This window comes from Enterobacter sp. H2G27, from assembly GCF_054403075.1.
Genome location: NZ_JBSVSI010000001.1, coordinates 1,947,828 through 1,965,392, shown reverse-complemented (window position 1 = coordinate 1,965,392; position 17,565 = coordinate 1,947,828). Strand labels below are relative to the sequence as shown.

The window sequence follows — 17,565 nt, the reverse complement described above, 5'->3', positions numbered from 1 at the left end:
TTAACGTCCCAGATAGACCTCAATCACCTGCTCGTTGGCCTGCACCTCGCGAAGTGAACCTTCCGCCAGCACGCACCCCTGATGCAGCACCGTGACGCGATCGGCGATGGTTTCGACAAAGCCCATATCGTGCTCAACAACCATCAGGGAATGCTTGCCTGCCAGCGTTTTGAACAGCTCTGCGGTGTATTCGGTTTCCGCGTCGGTCATCCCGGCTGCGGGTTCATCCAGCAGCAGAAGATGCGGGTCCTGCACCAGCAGCATGCCGATCTCCAGAAACTGCTTTTGTCCATGGGAAAGCAGCCCGGCGCGGCGGTCGCGCTCGGCGGTCAGCCGCAGTAAAACCAGCATCTCATCGATCCGGTCGCGCTGCGCGCCGTTGAGTTTTGCCCGCAGGCTGGCCCAGACGGATTTATCCGTTTTCATCGCGATCTCCAGGTTTTCCCACACCGTCAGGGCTTCAAAAACCGTGGGTTTCTGGAATTTACGCCCGATGCCCTGGCGGGCTATGGCCGCAGGCTCCAGCGCGGTCAGGTCGATGGACTGGTCGTAAATCGCCCTGCCGCTCTCTGGACGCGTTTTGCCGGTGATGACGTCCATCAGCGTGGTTTTACCGGCCCCGTTGGGACCGATCACGCAGCGCAGTTCGCCTACGCCGATATTCAGCGAGAGATCGGTCAGGGCCTGAAAGCCATCAAAATTAACGTTAATGGATTCAAGCTGAAGTACAGGATCAGTCTGGTCCCGGTAGCGATCGCCGGGCAGCTGGCGGGTGAATAACCCTTCGGCTGGCTGCATTATTTTTCTCCCTTACGAAACAGTCCGTAGACGCCGCGCGGTAAAAACAGCGTAACGGCGATAAAAATCAGCCCCAGAAACAGCTGCCAGTATTCCGGCATCGCGACGGTGAAGAAACTTTTCGCCCCGTTCACCAGCGCCGCGCCAATCACCGGCCCCACCAGCGTGCCGCGCCCGCCAAGCGCTACCCAGATGGCGGCCTCTATCGAGTTCGTCGGCGACATTTCGCCCGGGTTGATAATGCCCACCTGCGGGACATAGAGCGCCCCCGCCAGACCGCACAGTACGGCAGAAAGCGTCCACACCAGCAGCTTGAACCCGCGCGGATCGTAGCCGCAAAACGTCAGGCGATTTTCGGCGTCGCGAACGGCGGTCAGAATGCGGCCAAACTTGCTCTTCGCCAGCGCAAATCCGCAGCCCAGGGCCAGGAGCAGCAACAGCACGGTGGCCAGAAACAGCGCGATACGGGTGGTCGTTTCCGTTACCGAAAACCCGAGCAGCGTGGTGAAGCCGGTAAAGCCGTTATTGCCGCCAAAGCCGGTTTCGTTGCGAAAGAACAACAGCATCCCGGCATAGGTCAGCGCCTGGGTCATAATCGAGAAATAGACCCCTTTGATCTTCGAGCGGAAGGCGAACCAGCCAAACACCAGCGCCAGCAGCCCCGGCACCAGCACAATCAGCACCAGCGCCCAGGCAAAATGCTGGGTTCCCCACCAGAACCACGGCAGCTCGCTCCAGGAAAGAAACGACATAAACGCGGGCAGACCGTCACCCGCGGCCTGGCGCATCAGGTACATGCCCATCGCGTAGCCGCCCAGGGCGAAAAAAATGCCGTGCCCAAGAGAGAGCATCCCGGCGTAGCCCCATACCAGATCCAGCGCCACCGCAACGATGGCATAGCAGAGGATCTTGCCAGTCAGCGTCAGCATCCAGGTTGACAGCGCCAGCGGATGCGTCGCAGGCAGTAAGGCGAAAAACGGCAATATCAGCAAGCACACCACCAGCAGGCTGCCTGCAATCTGCGTTGTGCGTGGCGCTTTGCGCGCCAGCGTTAAGGTCAGCGGCTGGCTCATCAGTCAATCACCCTCCCTTTCAGCGCAAACAGCCCCTGCGGGCGTTTTTGAATAAACAGCACGATCGCCACCAGAATCACGATCTTGCCCAGCACCGCCCCCATCTGGGGTTCAAGGATTTTATTAAAAATCCCCAGACCAAACGCCGCGGCCACGCTGCCTGCCAGCTGGCCTACGCCTCCGAGCACCACCACAAGGAAGGAGTCGATGATATAGCCCTGGCCCAGCTCCGGCCCGACGTTACCGAGCTGCGATAACGCCACGCCGCCTAACCCCGCAATCCCGGAGCCAAGCCCGAACGCCAGCATATCGACGCGACCTGTCGGTACCCCGCAGCAGCCGGCCATGCTGCGGTTCTGCGTCACCGCCCGCACGTTGAGCCCCAGACGGGTTTTATTCAGAATGAGCCAGGTAAAGAACAGCACCAGCAGCACGAAGCCCAGCACCACAATACGGTTCCACGGCAGCGTCAGGTTGGCAAAAACCTGCACCCCGCCGGAGAGCCATGCCGGGTTCGCCACCTCCAGGTTCTGGGCGCCAAAGGTCATGCGCACCAGCTGGATAAGCATCAGGCTGATGCCCCACGTCGCCAGCAGCGTTTCCAGCGGACGACCGTACAGATGACGGATCACCGTGCGTTCCAGCACCATTCCAATGCCCGCCGTCAGGCAGAACGCGACCGGCAAGGCGATAACGGGATAGAGCGCCAGCCACTGGGGCGCAAGCCCGGCCATCGCCTGCTGCACCATCCAGGTGGCATATGCCCCCAGCATCAGCATCTCGCCGTGCGCCATATTAATGACGCCCAGCAGGCCGTAGGTGATAGCCAGCCCCAGCGCGGCCAGCAGCAGCACCGACCCGAGGGAGAGCCCCATAAACGCCTGGCCCAGCAGATCGCCCCACATCAGCCGATGCTGGATCTGGCTAAGACTCTCTTCTGCGGCCGCGCGCACGCCGCCATCCGGCTCAGTGTCTGGCTGGGTAAACGGAGTGATCCTGGACTGTACGTCCGGATCGTCGGACTGACCTAATAGTTCGACGGCCTTGCGGCGCACCTCTGCCTGCGGGCTTGCCAGCTGGAGGTTCGCGACCGCCAGCAGCAGCGCCTGACGCGCCACGGCGTCCGTTTCATCGTTCACACGTTTTTCCAGAAAAGCGAGCATACCGGGCTGGGCATCGCGCTGCAGCTGACGCGCAGCCGCCCGCCTCTCGGTGACACTGTCACTCACCAGCTGATGGGTGGCGATGGCGGTCGCAGCCAGCACGCGCAGCCGGTTCGTCAGACGAACGGCTTTGGTTGGCGCTTCTGCCGCACGGGCGTCCCCAAGCGACACCATTTGCCCGTTACGCTGCGCAAAGGCGTGCTTTTGACTGTCGGCATACAGGTTTTCCTTCTGCAGGGACTGAAGCAGCGGAAGTCTGGCGGCATCCGGCGCGGCGGCCCACTGCGTCAACAAATCCGCCTGCTGGCTGCGGCTGGCGGCAACAAAACGATCGGCATCCGATGCCTGCACCATCCCTGGCAGCAGTCCGGAAAGCCATACAAGAGCGATGAACAGGCGCATGGCGTTCATGACGTTTCTCCCTGCGGTGATGGCTTAGTTGCTGGCGGTTTTCATCGGCTGGTCGGGCTTTTTGTCATTTCCGGCGATGAACGGGCTCCACGGCTGGGCGCGTACCGGCTGTTCCGTCTGCCACACCACGTTGAACTGGCCGTTACCTTCGATTTCACCGATCATGACCGGCTTATGCAGATGATGGTTGGTTGCATCCATGGTGAGCGTAAAGCCTGATGGCGCTTTAAAGGACTGACCGGCCATCGCCGCACGCACTTTGTCCACATCGGTAGTACCTGCTTTTTCCACCGCCTGCGCCCACATATGAATGCCCACGTAGGTCGCCTCCATCGGGTCGTTGGTGACCACGGTGTCGGCGTTCGGCAGCTTGTGCGCCTTCGCATAGGCTTTGTAATCCGCGACGAAGGCCTGGTTGGTCGGGTTATCCACGGACTCAAAGTAGTTCCAGGCCGCCAGGTTACCCACCAGCGGTTTGGTGTCGATCCCGCGCAGCTCTTCTTCACCCACGGAGAACGCCACTACCGGCACATCCGTCGCCTTCAGCCCCTGGTTAGCCAGCTCTTTGTAGAACGGCACGTTGGAGTCGCCGTTGATGGTCGACACCACGGCGGTTTTGCCGCCCGCGGAGAATTTTTTGATGTTGGCGACGATGGTCTGGTAGTCGCTATGACCGAACGGGGTGTAAACCTCTTCGATATCCTTATCCTCCACCCCTTTCGAATGCAGGAACGCGCGCAGGATCTTGTTGGTGGTGCGCGGATAAACGTAGTCAGTACCCAGCAGGAAGAAGCGTTTCGCCGCGCCGCCGTCTTCGCTCATCAGGTATTCAACCGCCGGGATGGCCTGCTGGTTCGGCGCCGCGCCGGTATAGAACACGTTTGGCGACATTTCCTCGCCTTCATACTGCACCGGATAGAATAGCAGGCCGTTCAGCTCCTCAAAGACCGGCAGTACGGATTTGCGCGAAACCGAGGTCCAGCAGCCGAATACCACCGCCACTTTATCCTGGCTCAGCAGCTGACGGGCCTTCTCGGCAAACAGCGGCCAGTTTGAGGCCGGATCCACCACTACCGGCTCCAGTTTCTTGCCCAGCACGCCGCCTTTGGCGTTGATCTCATCGATGGTCATCAGGGCGACATCTTTAAGCGGGGTCTCGGAGATAGCCATCGTGCCGGAAAGAGAATGCATGATCCCCACTTTGATGGTATCGGCCGCCTGCACGCCAAAACTCATTCCCATCGCCACGACGGACGCGGATAACGCAAAGGCTTTTAATAAGGTACGACGGTGCATATTTTCACTCCTGAAAAAGAACGCTGTGCGAAAACGTCCGTTACGGCGTGGACGCGGAAATAAATGTGTCAGCGAAGCAGGAGCAAAAAGAATGCCAGAATGGAGATAGCGCTATTTCCGGGAGGGGAGCGCAGGATGTAAAGAGAACGTCTCAGAATGGCACAGCGCTGCACTTTTATAATGCAGCGCTGAGGAGGAAGGTTTTACCAGACTTCGCTGGCGATCTGCGTCACCAACCGGACTTTGTCCCACTGCTGGGTTTCGCTCAGGCTGTTGCCCTCTTCGGTCGAGGCAAAGCCGCACTGCGGGCTGAGGCAAATTTGCTCTTTCGCCACGTATTTCGCCGCCTCTTCCAGACGGGCTTTGATTCCCTCCGGGTTCTCCAGCTCGCCGTTTTTCGTGGTGATAAGACCCAGCACCACCTGCTGCTTGCCCGGGCGAACAAAGCGCAACGGCGCGAAATCCCCGCTGCGGTCGTTATCGTATTCCAGGAAGAAGGCATCAACGTTGACCGTTCCGAACAGCACTTCCGCCACCGGCTCGTAGCCGCCTTCGGAAATCCAGGTGGAGCGGAAGTTACCGCGGCAGACGTGCAGCCCGATGGTCAGATCGTCCGGCTTGCCCTCCAGCGCCTTGTTCAGGACGCGGGCATAGATACGTGCAAGCTCATCGGCATCGTCGCCGCGCTCGCGGATCTGACGACGCTGATCGTCCGAACAGAGGTAGGCCCATACGGTATCGTCCAGCTGCAGGTAGCGGCAGCCTGCATCATAGAATGCTCGAATCGCGTCGCGCCAGGTGGTCGCCAGATCGTCGAAATAGACGTTCAGGTCCGGATACACCGTCGCATCAATGTCTTTGCGACCGCCGCGGAAATGCAGCACGCTCGGGCTGGGAATGGTCATTTTTGGCTGGGCGTTACCGCTGATGCTTTTCAGATAGCGGAAATCGTCCAGCATCGGGTGCTCGCCAAAGCCCAGTTTGCCGGTGACGCGCACGCCGTGGGCTTTGGTTTGCACGCCGTTAAACTGGATGCCCTGCTGGGAATCGTAACGCTCAACGCCCTGCAGACCGTCGAAGAAGTCGAAGTGCCACCAGGCACGGCGAAACTCACCGTCGGTCACGACATGCAGGCCGCACGCGCACTGCTGCTCAACGACGTGGCGAATGGCTTCGTCCTCCACCGCGCGAAGCTGTCTCGCGTCAATCTCGCCGCTGGCAAATTGCAGGCGAGCCTGCTTGATGGCATCCGGGCGTAAAAAACTGCCGACTACGTCGGCGCGGTACGGGGCGTGGTGTCGTTGCATGGAAATCTCCTCTGTCTGCCGGCGATAATTGCCCGCAGTGATAATTCATTATTCGAATTTTTAGACTTCTGGATGTCTAAATGTCCAAAAACAATGTCATACCTCCCCGGTGCCGGCAAACGAGAAAATTTCACGGGTGTTGAAAAAAATTCATCTTCACAGCGCGGCAGTGGTTTCGCTGCTGGCAAACGCGTAGCGTTCATCTTCCCAGCCGGTGATCCCACCGAGCATGATTTTGACCGGCAGCCCGAGACGCGCCAGCTTCAGCGCGGCTCTGTCCGCACCGTTACAGTGCGGCCCTGCGCAGTAGACGACGAACAGCGTCCCTTCAGGCCATTGGGCCATGCGCTCAGCGGTCATCTGGCTCCACGGCATATGCAGAGCGCCCGGCACATGGCGACGGGCAAACTGCTCCGGGCTCCCCACCACGTGCAGCAAAACAAAGTCCTGCTCATTATTGGCGATGGCGTGATGCACATCGGCGCAGTCGGTTTCTACGCTCAGGCGGCGCAGAAAATGGGTGACGGCTTCCTGCGGCTCAGCAGCCGGAAATTCAGTAACATAGCTCATGATCCTTCCTCATCTTTGGCGTTTGTGTTAACACTACTCTATCCAGAAATTCAGCCCGTGAATGCGCACGCTTATGCCAGAAAACAGCAAAAAGATGACAAACTTAAGACAAATTGCCCGCCCGCAGGTGGTGGTGCTGGCCTATGACGGCCTGTGTACCTTTGAGTTTGGCGTAGCGGTGGAGATCTTCGGTCTGCCACGTCCCGAGCTGGGCGATGAATGGTATCGTTTTGCGGTGGCGAGCGTGGATAGCGGTGAACTTCGGGCAACAGGCGGGATCCGTATCGTCACCGATGGTGATTTAAGCCTGCTTGCGTCTGCGGACCTGATTGTGGTTCCCGGCTGGCGTGGGCTGGACTCGCCGGTTCCGGACGCACTCAGCGAGGCATTACGTCAGGCCAGCGCGCGAGGATGCCAGCTGCTGTCCATCTGTTCGGGCGTATTTGTGCTGGCCGCTACGGGGCTGCTCAACGGGCGCAAAGCCACGACGCACTGGCGCTACATTGAGACGCTTAAAGCCCGCTACCCTGACATCGACGTGGTTGAGGATGTGCTCTACCAGGACGAAGGCGATATCCTGACTTCTGCAGGCAGCGCGGCGGGGATCGATCTCTGCCTTCACGTTGTACGAAGGGATTATGGAATGGAAACCGCTAACAGCGTGGCGCGGCGGCTGGTCATTCCTCCTCACCGGGATGGCTCTCAGCCGCAACAGCTGAGCCGCCCGGTGGCGCAGCTGCGGGAAAGCCAGCGCCTCGGCCAGCTGTTTGATTTTCTGCACACGCATCTTACCGAGCCGCACAGCGTCGACTCGCTGGCGCGTCGTGTCGGTATGAGTCAGCGCACGTTTCTTCGTCGCTTCGAGGCGGCAACAGGAACGACGCCTGCCCGCTGGTTACTCAATGAGCGCCTGCTGCGGGCGAAAGATTATCTGGAAAGCAGTCGTTTAAGTATCGACAGCATCGCGGAACAGACCGGGTTTGGCCAGGCATCGACGCTGCGTCATCACTTTCGCCAGCAGTTCGCGATTTCCCCGGCCCAGTACCGCAAACAATTTTCTCATTCCGCTACAGCCCGCTGAGGCGTCAGTCTTTTGGTTTCGCAGGAATACGGAGAACCTTATGGTCACTACACACGTTTTTATCGCAACCAGTCTTGATGGTTACATCGCCCGACACAATGATGATATCGACTGGCTCCTGCAGCGCGATGACCCGACTGAAGATCATGGCTATGCGGCGTTCATCGCTGACAAAGAGTGGATAGTGATGGGCCGAGGCAGCTATGAGAAAGTGCTGACCTTTGACGCATGGCCTTATGACCGGCCCGTGCTGGTGCTCTCCAGACAGCTGGCCGACACGCCCGTGCCCGACGCGCTGAAGGGAAAAGTACAATTTTCAGGGCGCACGCCAAAGGAGGTGCTCGACTACCTGGCGTTGCAGAACGTCCATCGCGTGTATCTCGATGGCGGGCAGGTGATACAGTCGTTCCTGCGAGAAGGACTGGTGGCCGATATGGTGATCACAACCGTTCCTGTCCTGCTCGGTTCGGGAAAATCGCTGTTTGGCGCCCTGCCAGAGGATATCGATTTGACGCTGGTATCCAGCCGCAGCTTCCCTTCGGGTCTGGTACAGTCGCACTATCGACTGCTGTCATAAAACGACGGTAAACACAGCGCAAAAAAAACCGCCAAAAAATGGCGGTAAATGCTTGCATGGATAGATTTGTATTTTGGTCTCTACGTCCCGACACCCCATGGCCGGGCTGCGGATCCCATACAACCTAACACCCGTTGTCTTAACAAAGGTTAAACAGTCTTATTAACCTGCATGAGTATTGATCTGCAAATAACGCATAAGGCCCTGTTCAGCGCTCTGTTTTGCGTCATCATTTATGGCTTCAAGATAAAATGACCGCGCCACTCCATAAGGTGCTTTATCAGAGGGGTACGCCGCAAACTGGAATGTTTTTCCTATCGTCTGCTGGGTGCAGTCTAATTCCCAACGCACATCGTTAATTTTTTTACTGTTACAGGTTACGGCTCCATAATCGCTGGTCAAATAGGAACCAACGCGAATTTCTGCTGATTGAATATATTCTGGTTCGTCATTAACTGCATAACGAATTCCCACAACAGCCCCGATCGCAACCGCCAGAAGCGCAAGCGCTATTATTTTTTTCATTTAGTAATGACCCATTCCTTAGCCAGATGTTCTCTATTATATAGGATTTGTCCTTAATGCAAATATCCAACTTTGGACCAGAAATGGGACGTTTACCATACGTATATGTACTTTAGGAAAAGTCTTAACCCCTATTATGAACGTACATTATTTGACATTCTCTTTGCGCTAGTTTGAATAGTTGAATAATAACAATAATAAATAATCGGCATCATTAAGCCGCAACGTTATTCGGCGGTGACTTCATGGTTAAAAAAGGTTTATCTCTCGTGATGCTTATCTGTGCCCTCTTTTCAGGCCAGCTTATGGCCGGGCACAAAGGACATGAATATCTGTGGGTAAAGAATGTGGATCATCAGCTGCGTCATGAAGCCGATAGCGATGAATTGCGAAGCGCGGCGGAGGAGTCGGCGGAGGGTTTGCGCGAACACCACCTGTGGCAGAAATCGCGCAAACCGGACACGCACGTTCGGTAGTTAGCTGCCCTTGCGTTTTGGCAGGGTTTTCATCAGATCGTCCGGGCTGACGGACGCCACAATACTGCCCGGCTGCGGCATTTTGAAGATGTGGTTTTTCATCTTGCCAATCACATGCATTTCGCAAGGACGGCAGTCGAACTTGAGAGTCAGAACTTCATCACCGTTTACAAGCTGCATGGGGGTTGCCTTCCAGCTCTTGATATTCCCTTTCGCCTGCTTAGGGCAAAGGTTAAACGCAAAGCGCAGGCAGTGCTTGGTGATCATCACCGGCACATCGCCCTTCTCTTCATGCGCTTCATAAGCCGCGTCGATCAGCTGCACGCCGTGGCGATGATAGAATTCACGCGCTTTATGGTTATAAACGTTGGCCAGGAAGGATAAATGTGTCTCCGGGTATACGGGTGCAGGTACGGCTTCCGCTTTACGGCTAGCGCGCGGATACTGCGCCATGCGCGCGGCATCCAGCATCTCTGCCGTTTCACGACGGAACTGGTTAAGCAGGCTGTTCGGCACGAACAGGGCATCCGGCAGACTGACCTCAACGTTACGGGCGTAGTAAATCGTCTGGCCAAGCTTCGCCACCCCATCCTTCAGGCTGTTGAGCGCTTTTTCCGCGTTGTTTGCCACCTCGAACAGGCCATCGAGCGTATGCGTTACGCTGATGCCGTCTTCACAGGTCATGGTCAGAATCAGCTGCTCTTCCCAACCGCCCAGCTCAATGTCCACAGCGATACGACGTTCGCTGGAGGTTTTCAGCAGCGCCTGCTGCCAGTTATGATCGAGGTTACGGTTAAGCGCCGCGTTCGGCCGCGCCTTGTAGAGATCGGCGGGCATTTCATTCGGCCAGACGCGGTAGCGGTTCTCGCCGGTTTTCTCGACCGTGTTGGCGCGGAAGCCCACGACCTCACGCTTAATCATCACGTTAAGGCCATCGCCATTCGCTAGCGGTTCCGTCACCTGGACATCAAGGTGATCTTTCGCCACTTTCAGCACTTCACCCACCGGTAAACCGATAAACTTCGGTGAGTCAAACGCGCCGATATCCCCTTTACGGGCATTAACGAAATAGTCCGTGCTGCCGCGGTGGAACGTTTTGTCCGTCGACGGAACGAAGAAATGCTCGGTGCGCCCGGCCGACGCGCGTGCCAGGTCGCCGCGATCCTCAATAATGGCGTCGAGCATCTGGCGATAGTGCGCGGTGATGTTCTTCACGTAGCTCATATCTTTGTAGCGCCCTTCAATCTTGAAGGAACGCACGCCCGCGTCGATCAGCGCGCCCAGGTTGGCCGTCTGATCGTTATCCTTCATGGAGAGCAGGTGTTTTTCGAACGCCACGACGCGGCCCTGATCGTCTTTCAGGGTATACGGCAGACGGCAGGCCTGAGAGCAGTCGCCGCGGTTGGCGCTGCGGCCCGTCTGCGCGTGGGAAATATTACACTGACCGGAATAGGCGACGCACAGCGCGCCGTGGATAAAGAATTCAATCGTCGCGTCTGTCGCCTGGTGAATATCGCGGATCTGATTCAGGTTCAGCTCACGCGCCAGAACGATCTGCGAAAAGCCGACGTCAGAGAGAAACTTCGCCTTCTCTACCGTGCGGATATCACACTGGGTACTGGCATGCAGTTCAATGGGGGGAATATCCAGCTCCAGCACGCCCATATCCTGAACAATCAGGGCATCCACCCCGGCCTGGTAGAGATCGGTAATCAGACGTTGCGCAGGCTCCAGCTCATCATCATGAAGAATGGTGTTCAGGGTCACGAACACTTTCGCCCCGAAACGGTGGGCGAACGGCACCAGTTCAGCAATATCGCTCAGGCTGTTACTGGCGTTATGGCGGGCACCGAAGCCTGGGCCACCAATGTAGACGGCATCTGCGCCATGAAGGATCGCTTCACGGGCAATGGCGGCGTCGCGGGCCGGGCTTAAAAGTTCAAGATGATGGGATTGCAGGCGCATACTTCGTCGTTATCCGTTATGGTCAAAATGGCGGCTATTGTAGTCAGAAGTATGCGTCAGCGAAACAGTTTTGCGCAGCGTCAGCGGGGATAATGGATCAGGGAGTGAAAATGCACCGTCCGGTCGCTGCTGTTGCGGTAGGCGTGCGGTTTATCGCCTGCGAAACGGATGCCCGAATCGGCAGAAATCATCTGCCATTTGCCGCCAAGCTTCATCTCCAGCTCGCCGCTTATTACGACGACATGTTCAATTACTCCGGCCTCATGCGGCGTGGATTCGCTCAGCGCGCCGGGTGCCAGCGTGATGGAGAAATAATCAAACCCGAGCGTCTCGTCCCACGGAAAGAGCGGCTTGACGACCATCGCCTGCTGCTGGGGATCAAATACCGCCTGCCGGTCCGCCTCTGGGGTGATGAACGCGGAAAACGGCACGTTCAGCCCGGTGGCAATTTTCCATAGCGTCGACACCGTCGGGCTGGATTCATTGCGCTCGATTTGCCCCAGCATCGCTTTTGACACGCCGGTCTCGTCCGCGAGCTTCGACAAACTCCAGCCGCGCGCCTGGCGCAGCGTTTTCAGCGTTGTTGCAAGGTGTAGTGTGATGTCCATGGTCCCTCCTGATGGCGATCAGCATACCACTTGTACGCTATAGCGCACAGTGTTACCTTATATCGGACGTTATAACGCACAATGGAGTTTTTATGCGCCCTTCCTCTCACCTTGTTCCAGTCGCACTGGCTGGATTTGTCGCCGTGCTGGTCGGTTACGCCAGCTCGGCCGCCATCATCTGGCAGGCTGCCGCGGCGGCTGGTGCCAGCGCACAGCAGATCGCAGGCTGGATGACCGCACTGGGGATTGGAATGGGCGTCAGCACGCTGGCGCTTTCCTGGTGGTACAAAGCGCCGGTGCTGACCGCCTGGTCAACGCCCGGCGCGGCGCTGCTCGCCACCAGCCTGCACGGCGTCACGCTGGCAGAAACCATCGGCGTGTTCATCTTTGCTAACGCGCTTATTTTTCTCTGCGGCATTACCGGGCTCTTCGCCCGTCTGATGAAGCTGATCCCTCATTCGCTTGCTGCCGCCATGCTGGCAGGGGTATTGCTGCAGTTTGGCCTGCATGCCTTTGCGCATCTTGAGGGGCACTTTCTGCTGTGCGGCAGCATGATTGCGGCGTGGCTAATCGCAAAAGCGCTGTCGCCGCGCTATGCCATCGTGGTCACGCTGCTGGTGGGCGGTATCGTGGCATGGGCGGGAGGTGACGTTGTCACCGATAAGCTCGCGTTCTCCCTTGTGATGCCCGAGTTTATTGCGCCCACGTTCACCTTCACCAGCCTGGTGAGTATTGGCGTGCCCTTCTTCCTGGTCACCATGGCATCGCAAAACGCGCCGGGGTTCGCCACGATGAAGGCCTCCGGTTACCCGCTGGCGGTCTCGCCGCTCATCATCGTTACGGGAGCGCTGGCGCTGCTGTTTTCCCCTTTTGGCGTCTTTTCTATCTGTATCGCAGCCATTACTGCCGCCATTTGTCAAAGCCCCGATGCGCACCCGGATCCCGCAAAACGCTGGCTGGCGGCCATCGCAGCCGGAGGATTTTATCTGCTGGCGGGGATTTTCGGCGGCTCGATTACCGGGCTGATGGCCGCTCTGCCGCTCAGCTGGATCCAGACGCTGGCCGGTCTGGCGCTGCTGGGCACCATCAGCGGAAGTTTATATCAGGCACTGAGCCACGAGGCGGAGCGCGATGCGGCCATCGTCACGTTCCTGATGACCGCGAGCGGCGTCACGATCCTGGGCATCGGTTCGGCATTCTGGGGGCTGGTGCTGGGCGGCGTGTGCTATGCCCTGTTTTCACGCGCTCGCCGCGCGTAGCTGCGAAGGCGTCATGCCCGTCGCGCTGCGAAAGCGGTTGCTGAAGTGGCTGGCGGAGTTAAACCCACAGGCAAGGGCGATGTCCGTCAGCGGCGTCGCCGTGTTCTGCACCAGCGCCTTCGCTTTTTCCATTCTTCTCTGCATCACGTACTGATGCGGCGCCAGCCCCGTCGACTGGCGGAACATGCGGGCAAAATGGTATTCGCTGAGGGCGGCCTGCGCCGCCAGTTCAGCCAGCGTCAGGGGTTGCCCGAGGTTCTCTTCAATAAAGGCCAGCACGTTTCGCAGCACGAATGGCGATAGCCCGCCGGTGACGACCGGCAGCTTCCACTGAACGTTTGAGTAGTTTTGCAGCAGATGGGTCAGGAGCAGCGTAGAGGCCGTGCTCAGGGTTAGCTGGTTGGCGTGCTGCTGCCAGTCGCAGCCGAGCAAAAACTGGCGATACAGCGCGGTGATCTTCGGATCGCTACCAAAAATGCGCTCGTCCAGCGTCAGCGAAAGCGGGCGCTTGTCCCAGATCTTTTCCCCCACGTCGCGCAGGTGTTCATCGGTGCAGTACAGATGCACAAACGACAGGTCATCACGGATATCCCACGTCGATTCGCTCTCTTTTGGCATCAAACAGAAGCGGTCCGGTCCCCCGCCGTTCTTCCAGCCGCCCGGCGTTTTTTGATAGCTTTCGTAGCCATCCGCTACGTACAGGCTCAGGGTATGGTGGTTACTTTTTACCGTTATCGTATCGTGCTTGTTGTACCACGCTGCCAGCTGAATGCCCGAATTCAGCGAGACGGTTTCCCGCAGGACCGCATTCTGTTGGCAAAGCGTTTCAAAGGTATCGTAAGCGTGAGACATGACCGTAAGCGCGTGATTGACTGGAATATCAGTCTAAGAAGAGTTGTCTCCCGTTGCCAGCCCCCGGGAAAGAAAAAAGCGCAAGATTTTGCAAGTCGACCGCAAGCCAGTGAAAGCCCCTGACCGATCTCGGCGCCATACTGCGGGCTTCCGTGGTTTGAGAAGAGAAAAAGTATGAACGCATTATTATACGGACTGGTGGTGGTCATCTGGGGAACCACCTGGATTGCGATTTTCCTGCAGCAGGGCCCCGTCGCGGCGCCGGTGTCGATTTTCTGGCGCTTCGCCGTCGCCAGCCTCACGATGATGGCGGTGTTAATCGCCCTGCGCCGCCTGCGCAAGCTGGCGCTGCGGGATCACCTTTTTTGCCTGCTTCAGGGATGCTGCGTTTTCTGCTTTAACTTCTGGTGTTTTTACACCGCAGCCTCGCACATTAATACCGGGCTGGAGTCGGTGATCTTCTCAATGGCCGTGCTCTATAACGCCATCAACAGCTTTATTTTTTTCGGGCAGCGCCCGCCGGCGCGTTTCTGGACGGCGGCGGCGCTGGGCCTGATCGGGATCGTCACCCTCTTCTGGGACGATCTGCTGGCCAGCGGCTGGAGCGCATCGCTCCTGACCGGCATTGGTCTCTCCGCACTCGGTACCTACGGCTTCTCGCTGGGCAATATGATCAGCATGCGCCATCAGCGCAGAGGCCTGGAAACCATGACCACCAACGCCTGGGCGATGCTCTACGGCACGCTGGTGATGGGCTGCATTGCGCTGTTCAGAGGCGATAGCTTCGCGCCAGAGTGGACCATCAGCTACATTGGCGCGCTGCTCTATCTGGCTGTATTTGGTTCGGTGATTGCGTTTGGCGCCTATTTCACGCTGGTGGGACGCATCGGTCCGGGCAAAGCGGCCTACAGTACGCTGCTCTTCCCGCTGGTGGCACTGTCCATCTCTACGGTGTATGAAGGCTACGTCTGGCATATCAACGGTATCGTGGGGTTATTGCTGATTCTGGGGGGAAATATGGTGATGTTTACCAAACCAGAGACCTGGTTCAGGCGCTTACGAACGGCGTAAATCGTAAATAAAAAGGCCTGCATTACGCAGGCCGTTTTATTTTATTTCGCGGTCTTTTTCACATCAAACATGGTGGCGTCCGTCGCCATGTCATCAACAACCTGCTTCAGGGTTGCAAAGGTCATCGGCGTACTTTCGTTGTTCAGATCTTTACCTTCGCCTTTGCGCACCACCTTCATGACCGGTTTGTTGGTAGCCGCATCGATCAGTTCGCCTTCAAAGAAGAGATGCGTATCCATGGTGCGATGCCCGGTTGCCATCTGCGTACCTGCTACCACCAGCGCAACAGGCACCACTTCATAGAACTGCAGACCTTCTTTCTGCGAACTTACCCCGGTAATAGCGCCGCGGAAAATCAGGCTATGTTTACCCGGCGTGGTCACAATCGGCTTACGCGTGCCAATCGCAGTTTTCATTTTGGTATTGGTGTAGTTCAACAGCTCATCAAGCGTTTTTTGCCCAATTTGCGTGGTTGGTTTTGGCGTTGGATAATACGTAATCGGTGTCCAGAGAATACTGTCGTAATTAGCTTCGTTATAGGAAGGATCAACCCAACGCAGCGTTGGTTTACCCGTCGCAGACGTTGTCTGCTGCAAGCCTGAATAGTCTTTTAAAAAGCCAGAATATTGTTCGGGAGCTGCGACTTTCGAAGAACAGCCCGCTAACGCCAACAGACCAGTAAGCACTGCAACTTTAAAAAAAGTTTGAGTACGCATGATAGTTTTCCATGTTATCTGCAAGTATGCATTTGAAGTTATAGCAAAAGACCGGCGGGTTTGTTGTGACAAAAAATGATGCGGAGAGCACAAATTGCGAAAAGACTGCCCGGAGGCGTGCCGGGCAGTGAAAAATTACTGATTTATATCCAGTTGCCAGAACAGATGTTTGCCAAACGGGTCAATTTCATAGCCCGTCACCTCCTTGCGCACCGGTTCGAAAATGGTTGAATGCGCAATCATCACCGCGGGCATCAGGTCATGCATCATTTGCTGCGCCTCTTTATATAGCGCCACGCGCTTATCGCGATCGGTCGTTGATTTTGCTTCCGCAATAATTTTATCAAAGGGCTTATAGCACCATTTCGCCGAATTTGACCCACCGTTTGCCGAGGTGCAGGTAAATAGCGGGCCGAAAAAGTTGTCCGGATCGCCCGTTGCCGTCGTCCAGCCCATCAGCGCGGCCTGATGCTCTCCGCCCTTCACGCGTTTCAAATACTCGCCCCATTCGTAGGTAACGATTTTGGTCTGCACGCCTATTTTCGCCCAGTCCGCCTGAATCATCTCCGCCATGCGTTTCGCATTCGGGTTATAGGGACGCTGCACCGGCATCGCCCACAGGTCGACGTTCACGCCGTTGGCAAAACCGGCCTCTTTCAGCAGCGCTTTGGCCTTTTCAGGATCGTAGTCGTAATCCTTAAGCTCGCTGTCTGTGCTCCATACGCCCGGCGGCAGCAGGTTCTTCGCAGCGGTGCCGGTACCGTGGAACACCGCATCAATAATGGCTGGTTTATTGATGGCCATCGCCAGCGCCTGACGGACCTTCACGTTATCCAGCGGCGGCTTCTGCGTGTTGAACGCCAGGAAGCCGGTATTTAGCCCCGCCTTACTCATCAGATTAATGTCTTTGTTGGCCTTCATGCGCGGCAGATCGGCCGGGTTTGGGAAGGGCATGACCTGACATTCGTTCTTCTCAATTTTGGCAAAGCGCACGGAGGCATCTGGGGTGATGCTAAACACCAGCCTGTCCAGCTTCGATTTCCCCTGCCAGTAGTCGGCAAACGCCGTGAAAAGGATCCGGGAATCTTTCTGATACTGCGCCAGCTTAAACGGCCCGGTGCCGATGGGCTCCATATCCACCTTCTCCGGCGTGCCCGCTTTTAGCATCGCGTCGGCATACTCCGCCGAAAGGATTGAGGCAAAATACCAGGCCAGATCGGCGACAAACGGCGCTTCCGGGTGCGCCAGGGTAAAGCGCACGGTGTGGTCATCGACTTTATCAATGGCGGTAATCAGGCTGCCGAACTCCAGGCTTTCGAAGTTGGAATAGCTGCCGTTAGAGACGTTGTGGTAGGGATGATTCACGTCTTTCTGCCGCATAAACGAGAAGATCACGTCGTCGGCGTTAAAGTCGCGGGTCGGCGTAAAGGATTTATTGCTCTGGAACTTCACGCCTTTACGCAGAAAGAAGGTGTAGACCTTGCCGTCGTCGCTCACCTCCCAGCGCTCCGCCAGGCTCGGCACCAGCTCCGTGGTGCCGGGTTTGAAATCGACCAGACGGTTATAGACCGGCACGGCGCTGGCGTCCACGCTGGTTCCCGAGGTATATAGCTGAGGGTTAAAGTTTTCCGGCGATCCTTCGGAGCAATACACCAGCGTTTTCGCAGCAACGGTGGAACTGACCGTGAGTGCAGCGAACGCCAGCGCTATAGTTGTGAGTTTGCTTGTCATCATTTATTCCTGTCTTTTTAATTCGACGGCTAATTAATTCTTTTGCCATTTCATAAATAACATTAAAGTGATGTGGCAAACACCTG

At 57.1% G+C, this 17,565-nt stretch carries 17 protein-coding genes; 5 read left to right on the top strand and 12 right to left on the bottom strand.

The window, feature by feature from the left end; translation table 11 throughout:
* The 6 genes from urtD to ACW9E7_RS09295 all read right to left on the bottom strand — a co-directional run bounded on the left by urtD (nucleotide 1) and on the right by ACW9E7_RS09295 (nucleotide 6,618).
* Nucleotides 1-798, bottom strand: a complete 798-nt coding sequence (urtD, locus tag ACW9E7_RS09320) for an urea ABC transporter ATP-binding protein UrtD (RefSeq protein ID WP_458727639.1) — start codon at nucleotides 796-798, stop codon at nucleotides 1-3.
* Nucleotides 798-1,871, bottom strand: a complete 1,074-nt coding sequence (gene urtC, locus ACW9E7_RS09315) for an urea ABC transporter permease subunit UrtC (RefSeq protein WP_136194855.1) — start codon at nucleotides 1,869-1,871, stop codon at nucleotides 798-800. Before urtC ends, urtD begins: the two co-directional genes overlap by 1 nt.
* Nucleotides 1,871-3,445, bottom strand: a complete 1,575-nt coding sequence (urtB, locus tag ACW9E7_RS09310; protein WP_458727638.1) for an urea ABC transporter permease subunit UrtB — start codon at nucleotides 3,443-3,445, stop codon at nucleotides 1,871-1,873. The genes urtC and urtB overlap by 1 nt, the downstream gene beginning before the upstream one ends.
* 24 nt (nucleotides 3,446-3,469) lie before the next feature.
* A complete protein-coding gene (gene urtA / locus ACW9E7_RS09305) occupies nucleotides 3,470-4,741 on the bottom strand; it encodes an urea ABC transporter substrate-binding protein (protein WP_047958573.1) in 1,272 nt (423 codons plus the stop codon).
* Between the two features lie 203 nt (nucleotides 4,742-4,944).
* Nucleotides 4,945-6,048, bottom strand: coding sequence for a cobalamin-independent methionine synthase II family protein (locus ACW9E7_RS09300; RefSeq protein ID WP_111964617.1), 1,104 nt, complete (start codon nucleotides 6,046-6,048; stop codon nucleotides 4,945-4,947).
* A gap of 156 nt (nucleotides 6,049-6,204) precedes the next feature.
* The gene (locus ACW9E7_RS09295) at nucleotides 6,205-6,618 is read right to left on the bottom strand and encodes a rhodanese-like domain-containing protein (RefSeq protein WP_271367859.1); all 414 of its coding nucleotides are present in this window, start codon (nucleotides 6,616-6,618) and stop codon (nucleotides 6,205-6,207) included.
* A gap of 73 nt (nucleotides 6,619-6,691) precedes the next feature.
* Between ACW9E7_RS09295 and ftrA the strand changes: the two genes are divergently transcribed.
* Together ftrA and ACW9E7_RS09285 are read left to right on the top strand one after the other, a co-directional pair.
* A complete protein-coding gene (gene ftrA / locus ACW9E7_RS09290; RefSeq protein ID WP_133294401.1) occupies nucleotides 6,692-7,699 on the top strand; it encodes a transcriptional regulator FtrA in 1,008 nt (335 codons plus the stop codon).
* A gap of 40 nt (nucleotides 7,700-7,739) precedes the next feature.
* Entirely contained in the window at nucleotides 7,740-8,276 is a 537-nt protein-coding gene (locus tag ACW9E7_RS09285) for a dihydrofolate reductase family protein (protein WP_136194852.1), read from the top strand.
* Nucleotides 8,277-8,438: 162 nt separating this feature from the next.
* On the opposite strand, the gene ACW9E7_RS09280 is transcribed toward ACW9E7_RS09285, so the two are convergent.
* Entirely contained in the window at nucleotides 8,439-8,801 is a 363-nt protein-coding gene (locus ACW9E7_RS09280) for a hypothetical protein (RefSeq protein WP_458727637.1), read from the bottom strand.
* Nucleotides 8,802-9,046: 245 nt separating this feature from the next.
* On the opposite strand from ACW9E7_RS09280, the gene ACW9E7_RS09275 reads away from it, so the two are divergent.
* Nucleotides 9,047-9,277 (top strand): DUF2554 family protein, encoded by a 231-nt coding sequence (locus ACW9E7_RS09275; protein WP_008502251.1) that lies wholly within the window; start codon nucleotides 9,047-9,049, stop codon nucleotides 9,275-9,277.
* On the opposite strand, the gene ACW9E7_RS09270 is transcribed toward ACW9E7_RS09275, so the two are convergent.
* On the bottom strand, nucleotides 9,278-11,242 hold the full coding sequence (locus ACW9E7_RS09270; protein WP_458727636.1) for a peptidase U32 family protein: 1,965 nt from the start codon (nucleotides 11,240-11,242) through the stop codon (nucleotides 9,278-9,280).
* An 80-nt stretch (nucleotides 11,243-11,322) separates the two neighbouring features.
* Nucleotides 11,323-11,850 (bottom strand): helix-turn-helix domain-containing protein, encoded by a 528-nt coding sequence (locus ACW9E7_RS09265; RefSeq protein WP_133294397.1) that lies wholly within the window; start codon nucleotides 11,848-11,850, stop codon nucleotides 11,323-11,325.
* A 92-nt stretch (nucleotides 11,851-11,942) separates the two neighbouring features.
* Here ACW9E7_RS09265 and ACW9E7_RS09260 point away from each other — a divergent pair, with 92 nt between their 5' ends.
* Nucleotides 11,943-13,109, top strand: coding sequence for a benzoate/H(+) symporter BenE family transporter (locus ACW9E7_RS09260; protein ID WP_458727635.1), 1,167 nt, complete (start codon nucleotides 11,943-11,945; stop codon nucleotides 13,107-13,109).
* Here the strand turns inward: ACW9E7_RS09260 and ACW9E7_RS09255 are convergent.
* Nucleotides 13,089-13,961, bottom strand: coding sequence for a helix-turn-helix transcriptional regulator (locus ACW9E7_RS09255; RefSeq protein WP_032657103.1), 873 nt, complete (start codon nucleotides 13,959-13,961; stop codon nucleotides 13,089-13,091). The genes ACW9E7_RS09260 and ACW9E7_RS09255 overlap by 21 nt on opposite strands.
* A gap of 174 nt (nucleotides 13,962-14,135) precedes the next feature.
* Here ACW9E7_RS09255 and ACW9E7_RS09250 point away from each other — a divergent pair, with 174 nt between their 5' ends.
* Nucleotides 14,136-15,032: a DMT family transporter gene (locus ACW9E7_RS09250; RefSeq protein ID WP_458727634.1), complete on the top strand. Its 897-nt coding sequence runs from the start codon at nucleotides 14,136-14,138 to the stop codon at nucleotides 15,030-15,032.
* A gap of 41 nt (nucleotides 15,033-15,073) precedes the next feature.
* On the opposite strand, the gene ACW9E7_RS09245 is transcribed toward ACW9E7_RS09250, so the two are convergent.
* Together ACW9E7_RS09245 and ACW9E7_RS09240 are read right to left on the bottom strand one after the other, a co-directional pair.
* Entirely contained in the window at nucleotides 15,074-15,748 is a 675-nt protein-coding gene (locus tag ACW9E7_RS09245) for a DUF3313 domain-containing protein (protein WP_111964626.1), read from the bottom strand.
* A gap of 135 nt (nucleotides 15,749-15,883) precedes the next feature.
* Entirely contained in the window at nucleotides 15,884-17,479 is a 1,596-nt protein-coding gene (locus ACW9E7_RS09240; protein ID WP_458728381.1) for an ABC transporter substrate-binding protein, read from the bottom strand.
* Between the last annotated feature and the right edge of the window lie 86 nt (nucleotides 17,480-17,565).

Coding starts and splice junctions, on each gene's coding strand:
- ACW9E7_RS09240 (WP_458728381.1), bottom strand. CDS start 17,479: ATGACAAGCAAACTCACAACTATAGCGCTGGCGTTCGCTGCACTCACG.
- ACW9E7_RS09300 (WP_111964617.1), bottom strand. CDS start 6,048: ATGCAACGACACCACGCCCCGTACCGCGCCGACGTAGTCGGCAGTTTT.
- urtD (WP_458727639.1), bottom strand. CDS start 798: ATGCAGCCAGCCGAAGGGTTATTCACCCGCCAGCTGCCCGGCGATCGC.
- ACW9E7_RS09295 (WP_271367859.1), bottom strand. CDS start 6,618: ATGAGCTATGTTACTGAATTTCCGGCTGCTGAGCCGCAGGAAGCCGTC.
- ftrA (WP_133294401.1), top strand. CDS start 6,692: ATGCCAGAAAACAGCAAAAAGATGACAAACTTAAGACAAATTGCCCGC.
- ACW9E7_RS09250 (WP_458727634.1), top strand. CDS start 14,136: ATGAACGCATTATTATACGGACTGGTGGTGGTCATCTGGGGAACCACC.
- ACW9E7_RS09255 (WP_032657103.1), bottom strand. CDS start 13,961: ATGTCTCACGCTTACGATACCTTTGAAACGCTTTGCCAACAGAATGCG.
- urtB (WP_458727638.1), bottom strand. CDS start 3,445: ATGAACGCCATGCGCCTGTTCATCGCTCTTGTATGGCTTTCCGGACTG.
- ACW9E7_RS09275 (WP_008502251.1), top strand. CDS start 9,047: ATGGTTAAAAAAGGTTTATCTCTCGTGATGCTTATCTGTGCCCTCTTT.
- ACW9E7_RS09280 (WP_458727637.1), bottom strand. CDS start 8,801: ATGAAAAAAATAATAGCGCTTGCGCTTCTGGCGGTTGCGATCGGGGCT.
- ACW9E7_RS09285 (WP_136194852.1), top strand. CDS start 7,740: ATGGTCACTACACACGTTTTTATCGCAACCAGTCTTGATGGTTACATC.
- ACW9E7_RS09260 (WP_458727635.1), top strand. CDS start 11,943: ATGCGCCCTTCCTCTCACCTTGTTCCAGTCGCACTGGCTGGATTTGTC.
- ACW9E7_RS09265 (WP_133294397.1), bottom strand. CDS start 11,850: ATGGACATCACACTACACCTTGCAACAACGCTGAAAACGCTGCGCCAG.
- urtA (WP_047958573.1), bottom strand. CDS start 4,741: ATGCACCGTCGTACCTTATTAAAAGCCTTTGCGTTATCCGCGTCCGTC.
- ACW9E7_RS09270 (WP_458727636.1), bottom strand. CDS start 11,242: ATGCGCCTGCAATCCCATCATCTTGAACTTTTAAGCCCGGCCCGCGAC.
- urtC (WP_136194855.1), bottom strand. CDS start 1,871: ATGAGCCAGCCGCTGACCTTAACGCTGGCGCGCAAAGCGCCACGCACA.
- ACW9E7_RS09245 (WP_111964626.1), bottom strand. CDS start 15,748: ATGCGTACTCAAACTTTTTTTAAAGTTGCAGTGCTTACTGGTCTGTTG.